The following is a 14904-nucleotide window of genomic DNA, read 5'->3' as shown; positions in this document are numbered from 1 at the left end:
CTCCAATATTTTCTCAAACCGATTTGCGGTAATGCCGCGATATTACCACGGAAGAATCTGAACAAAGGCTTGGCACACGGCCCAATTTTAGGTATACTCGGTATCATTAAATCCCAGCGGAGACCGGTCATGTTTCAACGTGAAGAGTGGACACTGTTTCGCAACCTGAGCACCATCGGCCAGAAGGCAGGTGTCCCGCTCGATCGCCTGGCGGAGATCTGCTGCAAGGAGCTCGTGGACAACGCGCTCGATGCCGGCGCTAAAGCCACGATTGACCGCACAATGGAAGGCGTGGTCATCACCGACAATGGCCCTGGTATCTCGGCTGACCCGGATTACATTGCACGGCTGTTCTCGATCAATCGTCCACTGATTTCCTCCAAACTGATCCGCCTGCCCATGCGCGGCGCCCTGGGTAATGGCCTGCGTGTCGTGGTCGGCGCTGTCCTGGCATCCCGAGGCACCCTGACGGTCGAAAACTTCGGCCTGAAATTCATTCTGACGCCCCAGAACGACGGCTCCACTTCGGTCGAGACCGAAGCATCCTCGGTATACAAGGGCACCCGCATCACCTTGTGCCTGGGTGACGCCATTCCGGTCAATCGCGATTCGCTCAGCCTTTCCGAAGTGGCCATCAGCATGGCTCCGCTGGGTGACGTGTACAAGGGCAAAACCTCCCCCTGGTGGTACGAGGAGGAGGCCTTTTTTGAAATGTTCGCGGCCAGCGGTGATCGCCCGGTCGAAGACATCCTGGAGCTGTTCCACGGTATCAAGCCTGCCTTTGCCCGTGACCTGGCCAATGGCCGGATCGCTTCACAGATCGACCACCATGTGGCGCGCAACCTGTTGATCGCCTTGCGTGAGCAGTCGACCAAGCTGTCGCCCGCCAAGCTGGGGAAAATGGGCGACGCATTCTCTGGCTTCGGTTATCAGCACATGAAAGGCGAAATTCCGATCAAGAGCGCGGGGATTGCAGGCAGCCTGCCATACAGCATCGAGGTCTATGCGGTCTCGAACGATGACGCTTCGGACACCATCACGTTGCTGGTCAACCGCACACCAGTAACCGGTGACCTGCGCATTTCCCGCATCAAGCCGTCGACCAAGGTGGGTATTTTCGGCTGCGGGCTATCGCATGGCTTCGAGGTGGGGCGCAAAGGCGTTACCCTGTATGTGAACATCACCACCCCGTTCATGCCAATCACCACAGACGGCAAGGAACCTGATCTGTTACGTTATATTGCACCACTTGCAGAAGCACTGAAGAAAGCTTGCGCCAAGGCCCGACGCCTGGCGGCCAAAGACAGCGCCGGCAAGGTCATCTCGCAGCGCTCGGTCATCGCTGACAACCTCGACGACGCGATCGCCAAGGCGAGTGGCGATGGCAGCTATCGCTACTCCCTGCGCCAGTTGTTCTATGCGGTAAGACCCTACATGCTGGAGGCCTTCGGCAAAGAGCCTGACTACAACTACTTCGCCCAGATGATCACCGACATTGAAGCCGAGCGGGGCGAAGATTTGCCGGGTATCTATCGCGATGCACGCGGAACGTTGTACCATCCGCACCTCGGCGAAGACATCCCGCTCGGCACCATGAACGTCGAGAAATACCAACGCCCAGCCCACACCATCCGGCACGTACTTTATCTCGAAAAAGAGGGATTCAATAACCTGCTAAAGGATACGAAGTGGCCGGAGCGCAATGACTGTGCATTGTTGACCAGCAAGGGCTTTGCATCAAGGGCCGCACGTGACGTCATCGACTTGCTCGGCGACTCCGAAGAGGAGTTGTACTTCTACTGCATTCACGACAGTGATGCCTCGGGCACGCTGATCTACCAGGCATTGACCGAAGCCACCCGCGCCAGGGGGGCCCGAAAGGTAAAAGTGATTAATCTTGGCCTTGATCCCTGGGAGGCGGTCAATGTAATGGGTCTGCAGGTCGAAACCTTCAAGGAAGCGAGCGATTCGAAACGCAAACTGCCGGTCGCCAACTATGTCCATGAATATGACGGCGAAGATGGCAAGGGCTACTGGGCCGACTGGCTGCAGACGCGCCGGGTGGAACTGAACGCCATGACCTCGCCACAGTTCCTGGCATGGCTGGACAAGAAGTTCGAGCCGTACAAGCAGAAAGTCGTGCCGGATTACCAGGTATTGCGCAGCACATTCAACGACCAGGGTAGAAAGGCGATCGAGGCAGAGCTGGCCAGAAAGATTCTCAAAGAGGCCGGGTTCGAAGAACAGGTGGCCAAGGCCATGGAGAACCTCGCCCACGCAGCCGGGGAAGTAGACTTCGAGCAGATCGTGCGGGACGGCCTGGAAGAAGTTCCGGAACACCGTTGGGACAACCCGCTGGGGCAAGTGGCTGACCGGATGGCCAAGCGCACGGTCGGTTGATCAACTGGTAATCAGAAAGGCCGGGGAAACCCGGCTTTTTCATGCCCGCAGCGCAGGGGTAGCGCACCCGGCAACTCACTTCAGCTGGGCAAGTTTGCTATCAATATGCCGCTTATTTGACGTCAAAAGGCCATTGTTTCAATATCCGTGATACTTCGTCATAATTTAGTCACCTTTAATACAGGAGGCTGTTGTGACTGAATATGCTTTAATTGATCCGAATATTGAGCCGTTTAACACAGTCCTGGGTGAATCAGGGGCTTCCCTGCAGATGCACATCATGCGTGGCACTGAATGCCGAGCTGGTGCACCGCTGGAGGACGGACAATGGGAGTATCGCCTCTTCGCCAACGGCGCTATCGCTCTTGTTCTCAGGGATGCGGTCAGTCGCATCCCGGTCAGGAATGAACTGGGCGAGACCATTCTGGCGTCCCCTGAAGCGATTTCTCTGTCCATGAACCTGCTCGCGCTCAAAGATCAGCAGCAGTTGGTACCGCTGGAAGTCGCCACCCGACTTGAAACCCTTTACCGGGCGTTGAAGGAAGCGCTGATCCAGGAGCATTCCACCTTGATTCTCTCAGGGCTTGCGCCCGACCTGCGTGCGCGAAAACCTGCTGATCGCAGGGAAGGGCGTCTGCGCCCACACCGGGAAGCACACAGCATTATTCAGATGGAAGGATAGGGTTTTGTCCACTGGGTCGCTCGCGCTACCATGTATCAAAGGAGATCGCCATGAAAGCTGCCGACAACGACCCACTGGTACCGTTAAAAAACCTGCTGCATAGTCGCGCCGAAAAAGCCGCCCTTGCACTTGAGCCTGATGATGGGATTGGGCCGATCATGTGCAAACTGGTTGAGGCAGGGATCAAACTTGATGCGGACAAACCCGTAGCCAATGCCTGGGCCAAAATCCTGGGCTCGGTGCCGGCGATTCATGCGCTGCTGAGGGAGGGCGCTTCCCCCTACTGGGCATCCGCAGCGAAGGTTGAGAGCCGGTTCGGCGAACCACTGATCCTCGGCCATCATCCAGGCATTGCGTCATCTGCGAGCGCCCGTTCGATGGTGCTGGCACTGGGCATGCTGCAGAGCACCTCAACACTGGCCACCAATGAGCACATGGTAGCCTCCAATCTGCTGCGCATGATGTTACTGGGCGTGATCACTCCGTATCATGTGGCGACTGACCAAATCAGCCCTCGGTGGAAACAGCTGCTTTGCCAGCCCGCAGTGCAATTGACGATTGCGGATGAACTCACCCGTCAGCCTGGCGGGCAGGCCTTGTTGGACAAACCGGAAAACGTCTTGAAAATGGGCGTGATGTTCCAACAGCTTGGCGCCCAGACTGTCGTTGAGGCACTGCAAGACCATCCTTTGGCGCAAGCGCTGTTTACGCCGAATGTCATCCGTGACGGCGCCGTGACCAACCTGGTCATCCTGAGCCTCGATCTGCCTGATGCAGACAAGGTTGCCCAGGTGCATGAAGCGGTAGCGCGCTTTCTGGGGATTGAAGCACTCGATGAGATCTTCGATCAGGCCTTTGCCCACGCCTGCCAGACCCCAATGACCAACGAAGGTACTGGTGTGGCAAGGAGGGTGTTATCTCTTCGCCTGGCCAACCTTTCGCAGCTGGGGGTGGGCTCGCAAGCACAACCTTGGCTCGCCCAGGCTGCTGCCTTCCCCCTGGATTCGGCTGATCCAGAATCTCAATTCCACCTGCAGCCGTTCTGGCTTGAGCTGGCCAGATATCCTGAGCTCATGCAAGGCCCAACCCGGTTCCTGCAGCGCCTGACGGACAGTAGCTTCCTCAAGGGCACCCTGGATACTATGGGAGAAAACGCCTGGGCACAGATTTTCAGTGCCGCCTGGGGCACAGATGCTGCTCAATCGTCACATTTGGAAGTACTCACACGCCTGAATGCCCAGGAGCTAGCGTCATACCCTGTACTGCGCAAGGCCATGCTTGGCGTTATTGAGCGGGAGATCGTGCGACCCGAAGCGTCGTTGGCTTTCTTACAGAAAGATGATCTTGATAAAATCTGGGATGGCTATCGCAACGCTGCGGTGAAAATCTGCAGCATGGTTGGTCTGTACTTGGCGCCAGATTACTGCACAGAAGCCGCTGCGGCCTGGTTTGACCTGCTCAAACATGCCATCTGCCAGCAAGCAATGATTGCAAAGCTGCCTCGCGATCCCGTGTTGCTTGCCAAGTTGGATGACGCAGGTCTGGAATCAGCCTTGTCCGGGGATTTAGGCCTCTGAGCTGAAGATCTGGTTGACTTCGATTAGCATGGTCTGTCGCCGGCAGATCCTGAGCTCCGCTTGCCACTGGACTAACGCAAGATGCAGGCGTGCAACCAGAATCAGGTGTGCGGGTTCCTGCAATGCTCAGCCGGGTTGCGCCTGGAAGCTAGGCGCATGCCCCGACTGAGTGGGGCTTAGCAACTCAAGTCTTGCTCAGGTTGCGTAATGATTCGAAAGTCCGCTTCGTTGCGGTAGCTGCGATGGCCCTCGGCCATGTCGATCAACCAGAGCTTGCCTTCCTTGTCCTTAAGAAAATCGACACTCCAGTACCCTTTGAGGCTGCGTGTAATGCGCTCTGAGGCGTTGATCATGAAATCCAGGTCTTTCCCTGTAGGGTTGGATATCGCCTTCAGGGCCTCTTGCCAGGCGGCAATGGACGGTTTTTGAATTGAATCGACTGGCCAGTACGGCTGGTACCCTTCGATGACGCCATCGCGAGCGAACACGCGGTACTCTTCCGTGACCGGCATTTGGCCCTCAAAGGCCGTGAAGACCGGGGCAACATCAATCATTTTTCGAACGACCAATTCGGGGGTGAATGTCTCAATGCCGTTCATGCCCTGGAAGTTGAGTAGCTCGCAGACGTGAGCCAGGATCGTTTGCGGCTGGCCATCGGGCAAGGCGCAGGCTTCTGACCAGTAATGCTTTGCGCTGGTGAAGGCCGTTTTGATGAACAGCGGGTAGCCATGCTCGGTGCCGAACGTCTGAATGGCCTGCACCAATGCATCAATTTGAGTTTCAACCTGGGCATCGGCGGGTTTGCCGTCAAGCAGCGTGCTCTGAAGCTCGGGGCTCAGCGTGATCGTGGAGGTCTTGGGATGGCGGATACCAGCCACTTCGACGGCGGGAAACCAGTTGGAGAATGCATTGGGGTTGGCCTGGCAACGCTCGTAGGCTTCCGCCATCATGGTCTTCATTTGACTCTCGTCAAACTCAGGAATGACAAACAAACTGTCCAGGTCAAATGGGGTTTTTCCGGTCATTGCATAGCCCTCTTTAGTTAGAGCTATATTGGCATAATCAAGGTTTAAATTGGTAGAGGGGAGGGGCCATCCTGGCCAATGCTCCATTAGGGCCGAGACAATACGCCCATACTCTGGATATCTGCTTCAAGCTCTGTAACCAATTCGGCGATGTCGGGATATTCCGATTTGAGCCAGGTGCTGCTAACGTAGAGGTGTCCCAGGTAGGCAGTAGTAGGGCTACCGGTTTGCTCGCAGGCCGAGATAGCAATCATGGCTTCATTTTCAGCGTCGGCGAGCGCTGCCGGCAACAAGATCAAGCCGTCCTCGGTGATGGCGAACGACCGGGCCCATTCTGGATAGCGGGAGTCAGATGTATTCTGCGTTACATACCATTTCATGTTGCCTACTTCACCCTCGTACCTGAGAAAGCGCCGCATATTAGCGACTACTGTCCAAAATTGATACCCACAATGTGCGGCAAGCACGATCCATCAAGGATGGCATTTAGCCACAAGGTGACCCTATGAAAACCGTACAAAACGCCTGTTTTCTCGCGAGCTTGCTGGCAGATGCCACCACTGGCCGGTTGATGCCAGCAGATATGAATCGCCCCTATGTTTGGGAAAAGGCGCATGTAGAGACCCTGTTTGATTCAATTTTGAAGCAAATCCCGATTGGTAGTTTCTTGTTGTGGCAACCGAACGGAAAGGCCAACCTGTCTCAGCTTTCACGCAGCCGGCTTGGCCCTGTCGCCATCCTCAAGGATGTGCAAAGTCATACCCCGCTCAGCCTGCTCCTGGATGGCCAGAACCGCCTTGCCACTCTGATGTGGCTGGCGAATATGAGGCCAGATTTGGTCACCGCTCAACTGTCAGGCACAGAGAAAGCCACGTGGGGATCGGGGGAGGCGCTGGTGTTTGACGGGGATACAGGTTCTGTAATCTTTGTTCCCAGTGCTTTGGCACAAGAGGGGTTGCGCGTGCCCGCATGGATGCTGATGCGCTCAATTTCAGCGGAACAGTCTGTGGCTACGCAAAAGGGTCTGCGGCAACTGTACCTGCATTGGGAGACGTTCAAGTCGGAACACGAAATCGATCTGTTCCTTACACAGTTTGAAGCCGCTGCAGAGGCCTTCAGGGATGCCAGGGTCACCGTGACCACCATTGAGGATGCGACAGCAGAAGAAGCCAGAGCGATTTTCCTCAGGATCTGCCGTGTTGGCGTACAAATGAGCCAAGTTGATTTCGACCGGGCGGTAGGTTGGACACCTAAACCACCGGCAGATGTTTCTCCTGAGCCTGAATGTCCGTAAGATGTGCGTATTTTCATCTCATTAAGGACACGCCGGCATGACTTCTTACACCCCTGACAGTTCAAGCAATGACTTCGAGACGCTGTATAGGGCAGCTATCAACAGCGATGAAGTTGGGGGCGTAGCCCGCGATACGGCGCAGAAAGTCGTTGAGCGGTTCTTTGAGAACAAAAACGACGGACAGCTTTCAGACCTTACTGCTCAGATTCAGGAGGCAGCGGGTGATCGCAACATCGACCGCATCTTGAAACTTACGGAAGAGCTTAAAAGGGCCAAAGACACCGAGCATGAGCGGGCGATGCGCCTGGTGAAGTTCGCCGAGGAGTTCACATTCCAGGAGCTCTTGCAGGCTTTCCCTAGCGACTTTAAAGACCTGGCCTACGAAATTGGCCTGCTGGTGATCCAACACACCCAACAAGGCATCGCCAAAAGCAAGCGCCGTGGAGGCTCAGCGCCTGGATCCCGACGTGTCAGCCGGCACAAGTACCTGATCTCCAGGGGTGATCAGACCATTGAGGCCGTCAGCAACGTGGGCTCGCCGAAGAAGCCGGGGGCTGAGCGTGAATTCTTCGAGTTCATGGGCTTCACCGTCTCGGAAGACGGACGCTCGTTGCAACCGCCAACCTTTGTCAACATCAAGGGCGAGACGGTTACCATCGTGTCGAAGAAGGCTGTGATCGAAGACCTGATGGCGGGCCATGATGCTTGGCTGAGCAAGGGCTACAGCATCAAGGTGCAGGAGCAGACACCTGAACCATCCGGTGCCTGATATCAGTTCAGATCAAAGCCCCACGAGCCAGCCTCCGGGGCTTTTTTTCTGGCAGCTGACTTTTTGATCACGACATTGTCGTTGTCGTCATAGCTGATGATGCTGCGGGCTTCTTTCTTGAGCAGCTTCAAGCAATGTTCAGGGTTCAGCTCTGTCTCAGAAAGGGCAACGATGGTGATTCCCGTTGTCTTAACGAACATGAACATGTCGGGTTTGTTTTCGGTGCGCTCAGGGTGGAAGTAGCGCTCAGTATCGTAGAGGTTGGTGATGGACTTCTTGTATTTGAACTGGAAGAAAACCTCGCGTTTGCCTTCCCGCAGCTGACAACTGAAATGATCACCCACTTTGAATGAACCATTCATTATGTCGTCCCACACAGGATCTACGGCGGTGTTCAGTTTAAAGAAGTAGTTGCCATCCAGGGTCTCTTCATAGATGTAGGCAAATTGATTTGCCCGGAAGGCTTTGAGCAGCGCCGATTTGATGTCGCCGAAAACAAAGGTCATGCGTTGTTTTTCAGCTTTGATCTCAGCTTCAAGGGAAGGGTGCATTAGGGGTACTCCGCGTTCGAGTGTCGAGGGTACCACAGCAGAGGGGCGCATTGTAGGTGGCGCGAAAGCAGGGTACGCCTGGCGAATGGCTGACTTGCTTCAAGCATGACAGAAGTCGAAGCCAGGTGTCATGAATATGTTCACAGAAATGGCGCGCCTGGCCCGATTTGAACGGGCGACCTTTCCCTTAGGAGGGGAACGCTCTATCCAGCTGAGCTACAAGCGCATGAGGCAGTGCATGGTAGCGAGTGCCGGACTCGAACCGACCTGACAGGGGAATGAACCCAGTGGCATCACCCGACCGCCGAACTCGCATAACACAGGTGTATGAAGCCTAGACTTCATTCCCGGCTAGCCAACCATAAACCTTATGGTCAGTAGTGGACAATGTTTTCAGGCGAAACACTCTCCACTACAGCCTGGATTTCAAGTGGTTTCTTTCACTTGGCGCCCCAGGGTGCGTGAATTTAAATGACACTTGCAGCTTACTTGTGTAGCATATGTTGTCGCCAGATCTTGAGGCGAGCCAGGATCTTGTGGCGCTGGAGCCCATCGAAAATGTGTTTGCCGACAAAAGCGCCGAGCGAGAACACTGTCAGGGCGGTGACACACACCAAGACCAGGACACTGACAATAACGGATTTGATTGCAAAACCAACGCTATTGAACATCGAACCACCAACATGAGTTGATGTAGCTGAAAGGTGGAGCGGGTACCGAGAATCGAACTCGGATAGTCAGCTTGGAAGGCTGGGGTTCTACCATTAAACTATACCCGCGCATTCATTTGTTGATCGACATGGGAAAACAAGCCGTTCAACTAAAATGGTGCCCTGAGGGAGACTCGAACTCCCACACCATTGAAAGTACAACCACCTCAAGGTTGCGCGTCTACCAATTTCGCCATCAGGGCTTTTGTTGCTATTTCAAATCTTAATCTAGATTTAACCTCAGGTCAACAGCCTAAGCTATTGATTTTCCGCGAATATGGCGGACAGAAAGAGATTCGAACTCTTGGACGAGTCACCCCGTCGACGGTTTTCAAGACCGTAGCCTTAATCCACTCGGCCATCTGCCCGGAAAGCATGGGCTGTTGTCAGCCAACACTCTAGTTTGTCGCTCGAACTGGGCCCGGTCGTGACTTCGGGCTGTAGAGACCACCATCCTACTTATTGCTCAGTGGGGCGGTTCGGCTAGGTGATGAGGGCTTTCAGACATCGCCCCACCGAAACGCTGAGCTTTTCTTTCCCTCGATTACCCAGAGCCGGTGGTTGCCGCTCTCTCGAATCCCGGAAAATTTGCCTGCCTACAGGCTTCCTTTCGAGTTCTCAGTATATTGTCATCGCTGGAGGCCGTCAATACTCGATTTGATATTTTATTGATTCTACGAAACTTTCTGGAAGGATGCTGCTGTGCCGCCCCTGCTGACAGGCTATGCCAAGAGTGGGAATGCGCTGTGCGGTAACAGCATGGGAAGGAAATTTCTGGTGGGCCTCGGCAAGCCCGCGCAGGATTGCGCTTTCGGTTTATATTGTTTCCCCGGCATTGCCGAGCCGCTCCACAGTCGGTCACAGGAGCTGAGATTGACCCCATTGAGAGCTCGCGTCCTAGGCACGCGAGCGACCTACTGCCCTAGCGCATTTGATAGATATACGACCGAAACGCGGGGATGCGCTCAGTGGCTATCCTGCAGCAGGCTGCCGCGCTCTCGCAGCGGCCCAGCATGCCCACATCATTGCTTAGTACTGCCTGCACCTTGAGCTCTGCGAGACTCAAGGCTGTCATGAACGACATAGGCACTTGCGCCAGCGTCTGCGCGCACTGCGCCAGGAACTCCACCTCCAGGAACTCGAAGCCCGCCAGCACAGCAATGGGAAAGGGCGCCCTCATTGCGGTGGCGTCAGTTGCAGCGCCCGCAGCACGTTCGGTGACGAAGCTGTCGATTACACCCTTCTATGCTTTCCAAAATGCCTCGGCCTCACTGTTAGCCCCCAGTGCCACGAGCATGACCTTCTGCTCGCGTTTGGCCATGAGCAGGACGCTGTCTAGTTGGCAAGAAATGCCAGCAAGCAGCACATAGCCGACTTGGGCGTTGTCGAACAGCTCGATCAACGCGGCAATTTCTTCGCGCCCCCCACGACCAGACCACCTGCACGCCACGGGTGGATGTTCGTGAAGATGACTTGATGCAAGGCTTTGTTTCGAATGTGCGAGCTCTTGGCCCTGACGAGCAAGGCCTGCGACACTGACACATCGAAATTGGCTGAGTACACCAGATCTTGTGCATCGTCCTGGAGGATCGCGGCGGAGGTCGGCATTTCAAATTACCTGAATTATGAGCGTTAACTAACCAAGATTAACTGACAAATCCAAAACAAAAAGGGGGTTGCGCCTATCAGTGCCCAAGCCTTCTGCACCGATCGCGAACCCCCTTGCTTGCCAGCCGAAGCTGTAGGTTGCTATTCCACCCTGAAGTCACGCCGCAAGCGGCACTGGTACGGTTTCATAAGAGCCCCAGGGAGTTAACCAGCTTCCCCCTGACGCTGAGGGTTAATCAGTCACCCACAACTGCTCGACCTTTCCCCATCTATGACGCTACACGTGATTGCGCCGCGTCTCCGGTGCCAGTGGCCATGACGGATTACCTCTCCCTCACGCGCCCTCGCTTCAGTCAACCCACAGAGCGTAATAGCGTCATCGGTAGGGGGTAGGCCTTCCCCTGGCGATCTACTGGAACGGCGAGTGAAGCATGAGCCCGTCTCCAGCGCTAGTGGGGGCGGTACCGGGTTTCGAACGCGCCGCAGCGCGAACAGATTCCGATCATCCACCCCGCTGCCCATTCTCGGCGCAAAAGATTGACGCGCAACCTCAAGGGCCGAACATGGACAGGTATGGTGCCGCCAATAGGATTCGAACCTATGACCCCCTGCTTACAAGGCAGTAGCTCTGACCAGCTGAGCTATAGCGGCATATTCTGTACTGATGATCCAATCTACATTGTCTGTCGATCGTCGTCAATATATATCTAAAGGTGGCGGAAAGCGAGGGATTCGAACCCCCGTGACCCGTAGGTCGCACCGCTTTCGAGGCGGGCCCATTTAGCCAGGCTCTGGCAGCTTTCCGTAACTCGGTGCTCAGTGCGCTTGCAAAGCCGCCTGGTGCTTGCACGTGTGCTCCACTGAGCGATAAAGTAGTGAAATTCCCATCTCAGGTACCAGCCAATGCCAATACCTCACACCGTCCCTGGTTCAGCCTGCACCCGCGTGAGCCCTGAAGACTGCGAAGCCATCAAGGCCTGGTTTGAGTCCCCCGAGGCGGGCGCCGCTTTACAAGCGGCTGCGCAGGAAGCGCGTGCAACGATCGCCAGGATGCGCCGTGAAAGCCGGATTGACTGGCGTGAGCTGCACCGGCCTATCATGCGCATCCTGCCTTAGAACATAAATTGGTGCGGAGGAGGGGACTCGAACCCCTAAAGCTTTCGCCGCCTGAGCCTAAATCAGGTGTGTTTACCAATTTCACCACATCCGCGTTTTACAACAAAAATGGTCGGGATAGGAAGATTCGAACTTCCGGCCTCCAGTCCCCCAGACTGGCGCGCTAACCTGGCTGCGCTATACCCCGTAAAACTTGTCTAATACTCAATATCACTCAATTATTGTGCCAACCAAATGGTAGGACTAAGATAAGACACTTGCACTTTGACACCTTTCAACAGATGTCCGTATTATGCACGGCCACACACATGGTCGGTACAACTATATATGGTCGGAGTACCAGGATTTGAACCTGGGGCATCCTGCTCCCAAAGCAGGCGCGCTAACCTGGCTGCGCTATACTCCGAATTATTGCATAAACCTATGTTTCATACCAAGACCTTTGACGGGGGAGTCGAACCCCTTTGCCCAGCCAGGCGCTTTCTTGGATTCGAACCAAGCCGCTGCCGGTTAGTACCGGCGCACCACCAATGGATCAAAGGCCTTGGTATGAAACATACAACTTGTTGGCGGAGAGTCCCGGATTCGAACCGGGGAGGCTGTGACACCTGGCAGGATTCAAAGCTGCTACTTTAGACCGCTCAGACAACTCTCCGTAACTGGTGCTGAGGGCGGGACTCGAACCCACGACCTGCGCCTTATGAGGGCGTCGCTCTACCGACTGAGCTACTTCAGCAAGACTCGATGTCATGGCCATGTTCCAGCCAAAACACATTAATAATCAGGCATTTGCGATGGAAGCTCGAAATGCCAAAAAGGGCTGCTAGACTCAGGCCTACGGCCTGCAGGGAACCCGTTTCTCCCTGTTGATCCTGAGGTCGAAGGTTCAGCAAACCCTCCACTTGACCACTCAAGTTCTTCATCAATGATGAACTAGCACATATGGCGGTGATGCAGGGATTCGAACCCTGGATACCTGTGATAGATATGCCTCCTTAGCAGGGAGGTGCTTTCGGCCACTCAGCCACATCACCATATAAAATTCTGTCAGATTGTATAAAGAGCGGTAAATCTTGAATCGAATGTGGCGGTGAAGAGAGGATTTGAACCTCCGAACCTGTGACAGTTACCTGATTTCCAATCAGGCCCATTCAGCCGCTCTGGCACTTCACCGAAAACTTTTCCAAGGCATTAAAAAACCCGGAGCATGTCCGGGTTTTTGGATACTGGATCCCGGACGGCGTGTCCGAGATGCGAACACGCGATACTATGCCATTGGTGACGGCAGCGTCATTGTCAGACTAGATGGCATACTTGGCATGTTCATGGGTAGTTCCTCGTGCATATGTCTAATAGTAGTCACTGCTTCGAATTAGTGTCAACAGCCTTTTTCAAAAAAAGGGAAATAATTTTTCAGCTTGACCTACCACAAACATTGCGTATACTTGGTGTACGTTAACTGATGCGATGGAATCACCGCCATGCAGTATATCAAGCCGGAAAACCTGATCTTTCATAACGATGCCCTGGTGACCCTTGAGGTACTGCGTGAGCATACCCTGGGGTGTGAAGGTGATGAGGCTGTACGCCTGGGCATCCTTTCTAAAATCGATCGCCGCATTGCCGAACTGAAGGCCTCAGTTTTTGAGCGTAGGGAGGCCAATGGGTCTATTCGGGTACGCCATCCCGCCATCGGCGTCCTGTGTATCGATCACGAAACCCTCAAAGAGCCGACCCAACTGTTCGCTTCCCATATCAAAAGCCTGGTGGCCTTCACCATCACCATCAGTCGTGCGGACGCCATCATTGGTGTCGATGGGCTGATTGATTACGAGCCCTATGAAGAGATTGCGCGCTTTAAGATGACTGCATCAGCGTTTAGCGAACTGATTACAAGTCCTGGGCGTGGTCACCATCCGGCCACATTCGAATTCGCCAAGTACTACCGGATTGATCCCTACCTGCCGGATGCCATGGCCAATTCAAAAACACTGTTGGCCCGCAGTGTGGAAAATTGTCTGGATGGCACGCAAGAGTGGCTCAGCAACCTGGCAGGACTTATCTCCGAAGCTGCTGAAAAATCTGCCAAGCCAACCCTCAAAGCCGTTGCTGAGATGCAGAAATACACGTCCATGCTTGAGTCATCGGTGGTCGCAGGCCCTGCGTACAACCTGGCACGCTTAGCCGAGTTTGCCGAGGTGGTTAAGGCCCACAGTCAGCAGGAAATCGAGGCGCTCATCGCCCTCCACAAAATGAATGAGGAGTCTCGTTGATGCGCTCAATTAATACTGCCGTGCTATCGTCCCTGGATCTTTCGGTTGCCGAGCTTGCGTTACTGGCGCCCACCGCAATCAAGCGACACGCGGAGCATGCTGCCAAGTACAACTACAAACCGGATCCGAAGCGCTCATTTTCGGAATGGTTGGCGCTGTACGGGCCAAAGGGTCTAAAGGTTGAGCAATACATCGATATTCAGCTCATGCACGCCCTGGCCACCCGCCATAAGCCCTACACATCTGTCCGCGAAGTCGAAACCAAGCTATTCGCACAGGAATATGGCACCCACCACAGTAGCTATGGCAGCATTTCCCTAGGTGCGCCCTCGTCGAGTCGAGTCGCACTGGTTGGCACCTCAACCATGTCCAGTTATTTCATGCAATTTGATATTCAGTTCGGCCAGTTGGCCGTCCGTGATGGCGACACGCCTCATCTGATGGACAACATGGGTTTGATTCGGGCAGCCATGTCTGTTGAGCAGTTCTCGCTTTTGATTCGCGGTGGCAGTGGGGTCAGGGCCCCAACCAAGCTTCAAGTTATTCCTGAGGGCTTGGGAGACGACCCGCCCGCATTGAGTCCGACCTCTGCCAAGCGCCAGGATTTTGAAGGTGCAATTCGCCAAGCGGCACAACCATTCATTCTGGCGATGAAAGCGATCGCAGAGATCCTGGGGCAGGACTTGTCCAAAAAGGCGAATCGTGTGGCTTTGGGCGAGGCCGGTAAGGCGGCACAGCTCGCGCTGACCGAGGTGCAGGGGCAGATTTCGGCAATGACCGTGGCGGCGAGCCAGGAAGAAACCGAGCGGGTGCAGCGCCAATTCGACGTGGAAATCGCCGAGCGCCTGCAATCGATGGGGATTGAAAACCTCAGTGCAATCATTCCCCGGCTGACCTGA

The 14904-nt window shown here is 54.9% G+C and carries 13 protein-coding genes and 13 tRNA genes; 7 read left to right on the top strand and 19 right to left on the bottom strand.

The window, feature by feature from the left end; genetic code table 11:
- The first annotated feature begins 129 nt into the window (after nt 1–129).
- The 3 genes from ACLCGK_RS00570 to ACLCGK_RS00560 all read left to right on the top strand — a co-directional run bounded on the left by ACLCGK_RS00570 (nt 130) and on the right by ACLCGK_RS00560 (nt 4659).
- The gene (locus ACLCGK_RS00570) at nt 130–2400 is read left to right on the top strand and encodes a hypothetical protein (protein ID WP_410950828.1); all 2271 of its coding nucleotides are present in this window, start codon (nt 130–132) and stop codon (nt 2398–2400) included.
- 193 nt (nt 2401–2593) lie between these two features.
- Entirely contained in the window at nt 2594–3082 is a 489-nt protein-coding gene (locus ACLCGK_RS00565) for a hypothetical protein (RefSeq protein ID WP_410950827.1), read from the top strand.
- Between the two features lie 50 nt (nt 3083–3132).
- On the top strand, nt 3133–4659 hold the full coding sequence (locus ACLCGK_RS00560) for a hypothetical protein (RefSeq protein WP_410950826.1): 1527 nt from the start codon (nt 3133–3135) through the stop codon (nt 4657–4659).
- Nucleotides 4660–4835: 176 nt separating this feature from the next.
- On the opposite strand, the gene ACLCGK_RS00555 is transcribed toward ACLCGK_RS00560, so the two are convergent.
- Nucleotides 4836–5684 carry an ATP-grasp domain-containing protein gene (locus tag ACLCGK_RS00555; protein WP_410950825.1) on the bottom strand — a complete coding sequence of 283 codons (849 nt, stop codon included), beginning with the start codon at nt 5682–5684 and terminating at the stop codon, nt 4836–4838.
- An 86-nt stretch (nt 5685–5770) separates the two neighbouring features.
- Nucleotides 5771–6064, bottom strand: a complete 294-nt coding sequence (locus tag ACLCGK_RS00550) for a hypothetical protein (protein WP_410950824.1) — start codon at nt 6062–6064, stop codon at nt 5771–5773.
- 125 nt (nt 6065–6189) lie between these two features.
- Between ACLCGK_RS00550 and ACLCGK_RS00545 the strand changes: the two genes are divergently transcribed.
- Nucleotides 6190–6978 (top strand): DUF262 domain-containing protein, encoded by a 789-nt coding sequence (locus tag ACLCGK_RS00545; RefSeq protein WP_410950823.1) that lies wholly within the window; start codon nt 6190–6192, stop codon nt 6976–6978.
- Between the two features lie 37 nt (nt 6979–7015).
- Nucleotides 7016–7747 carry a hypothetical protein gene (locus ACLCGK_RS00540; protein WP_410950822.1) on the top strand — a complete coding sequence of 244 codons (732 nt, stop codon included), beginning with the start codon at nt 7016–7018 and terminating at the stop codon, nt 7745–7747.
- A gap of 2 nt (nt 7748–7749) precedes the next feature.
- On the opposite strand, the gene ACLCGK_RS00535 is transcribed toward ACLCGK_RS00540, so the two are convergent.
- The 17 genes from ACLCGK_RS00535 to ACLCGK_RS00455 all read right to left on the bottom strand — a co-directional run bounded on the left by ACLCGK_RS00535 (nt 7750) and on the right by ACLCGK_RS00455 (nt 12905).
- Nucleotides 7750–8298 carry a hypothetical protein gene (locus ACLCGK_RS00535; protein ID WP_410950821.1) on the bottom strand — a complete coding sequence of 183 codons (549 nt, stop codon included), beginning with the start codon at nt 8296–8298 and terminating at the stop codon, nt 7750–7752.
- Nucleotides 8299–8447: 149 nt separating this feature from the next.
- A tRNA-Arg gene (locus tag ACLCGK_RS00530) sits at nt 8448–8524 on the bottom strand.
- A gap of 479 nt (nt 8525–9003) precedes the next feature.
- Nucleotides 9004–9077, bottom strand: a tRNA-Gly gene (locus ACLCGK_RS00525).
- Between the two features lie 47 nt (nt 9078–9124).
- Nucleotides 9125–9211: transfer RNA gene (locus tag ACLCGK_RS00520), tRNA-Leu, on the bottom strand.
- A 75-nt stretch (nt 9212–9286) separates the two neighbouring features.
- Nucleotides 9287–9376: transfer RNA gene (locus ACLCGK_RS00515), tRNA-Ser, on the bottom strand.
- Nucleotides 9377–9930: 554 nt separating this feature from the next.
- Nucleotides 9931–10188, bottom strand: coding sequence for a hypothetical protein (locus ACLCGK_RS00510; RefSeq protein WP_410950820.1), 258 nt, complete (start codon nt 10186–10188; stop codon nt 9931–9933).
- A gap of 63 nt (nt 10189–10251) precedes the next feature.
- Nucleotides 10252–10410 (bottom strand): hypothetical protein, encoded by a 159-nt coding sequence (locus tag ACLCGK_RS00505; RefSeq protein WP_410950819.1) that lies wholly within the window; start codon nt 10408–10410, stop codon nt 10252–10254.
- Nucleotides 10407–10616 carry a hypothetical protein gene (locus ACLCGK_RS00500; RefSeq protein WP_410950818.1) on the bottom strand — a complete coding sequence of 70 codons (210 nt, stop codon included), beginning with the start codon at nt 10614–10616 and terminating at the stop codon, nt 10407–10409. The genes ACLCGK_RS00505 and ACLCGK_RS00500 overlap by 4 nt, the downstream gene beginning before the upstream one ends.
- A gap of 574 nt (nt 10617–11190) precedes the next feature.
- A tRNA-Thr gene (locus ACLCGK_RS00495) sits at nt 11191–11267 on the bottom strand.
- A gap of 63 nt (nt 11268–11330) precedes the next feature.
- A tRNA-Ser gene (locus ACLCGK_RS00490) sits at nt 11331–11420 on the bottom strand.
- A gap of 321 nt (nt 11421–11741) precedes the next feature.
- Nucleotides 11742–11826: transfer RNA gene (locus tag ACLCGK_RS00485), tRNA-Leu, on the bottom strand.
- A gap of 15 nt (nt 11827–11841) precedes the next feature.
- Nucleotides 11842–11919 (bottom strand) — tRNA-Pro (locus ACLCGK_RS00480).
- Between the two features lie 141 nt (nt 11920–12060).
- Nucleotides 12061–12138, bottom strand: a tRNA-Pro gene (locus ACLCGK_RS00475).
- Between the two features lie 161 nt (nt 12139–12299).
- Nucleotides 12300–12387: transfer RNA gene (locus tag ACLCGK_RS00470), tRNA-Ser, on the bottom strand.
- Nucleotides 12388–12392: 5 nt separating this feature from the next.
- A tRNA-Met gene (locus ACLCGK_RS00465) sits at nt 12393–12468 on the bottom strand.
- A gap of 207 nt (nt 12469–12675) precedes the next feature.
- Nucleotides 12676–12766, bottom strand: a tRNA-Ser gene (locus tag ACLCGK_RS00460).
- A gap of 51 nt (nt 12767–12817) precedes the next feature.
- A tRNA-Ser gene (locus ACLCGK_RS00455) sits at nt 12818–12905 on the bottom strand.
- Between the two features lie 308 nt (nt 12906–13213).
- Here ACLCGK_RS00455 and ACLCGK_RS00450 point away from each other — a divergent pair.
- Nucleotides 13214–14005, top strand: a complete 792-nt coding sequence (locus ACLCGK_RS00450; protein ID WP_410950817.1) for a hypothetical protein — start codon at nt 13214–13216, stop codon at nt 14003–14005.
- Nucleotides 14005–14904 (top strand): hypothetical protein, encoded by a 900-nt coding sequence (locus ACLCGK_RS00445; RefSeq protein WP_410950816.1) that lies wholly within the window; start codon nt 14005–14007, stop codon nt 14902–14904. The genes ACLCGK_RS00450 and ACLCGK_RS00445 overlap by 1 nt, the downstream gene beginning before the upstream one ends.

The organism is Pseudomonas sp. S1(2024) (genome assembly GCF_046557535.1).
Note: the sequence above shows the minus strand (reverse complement) of the source record. Positions and strands in the feature narration are given on the sequence as shown.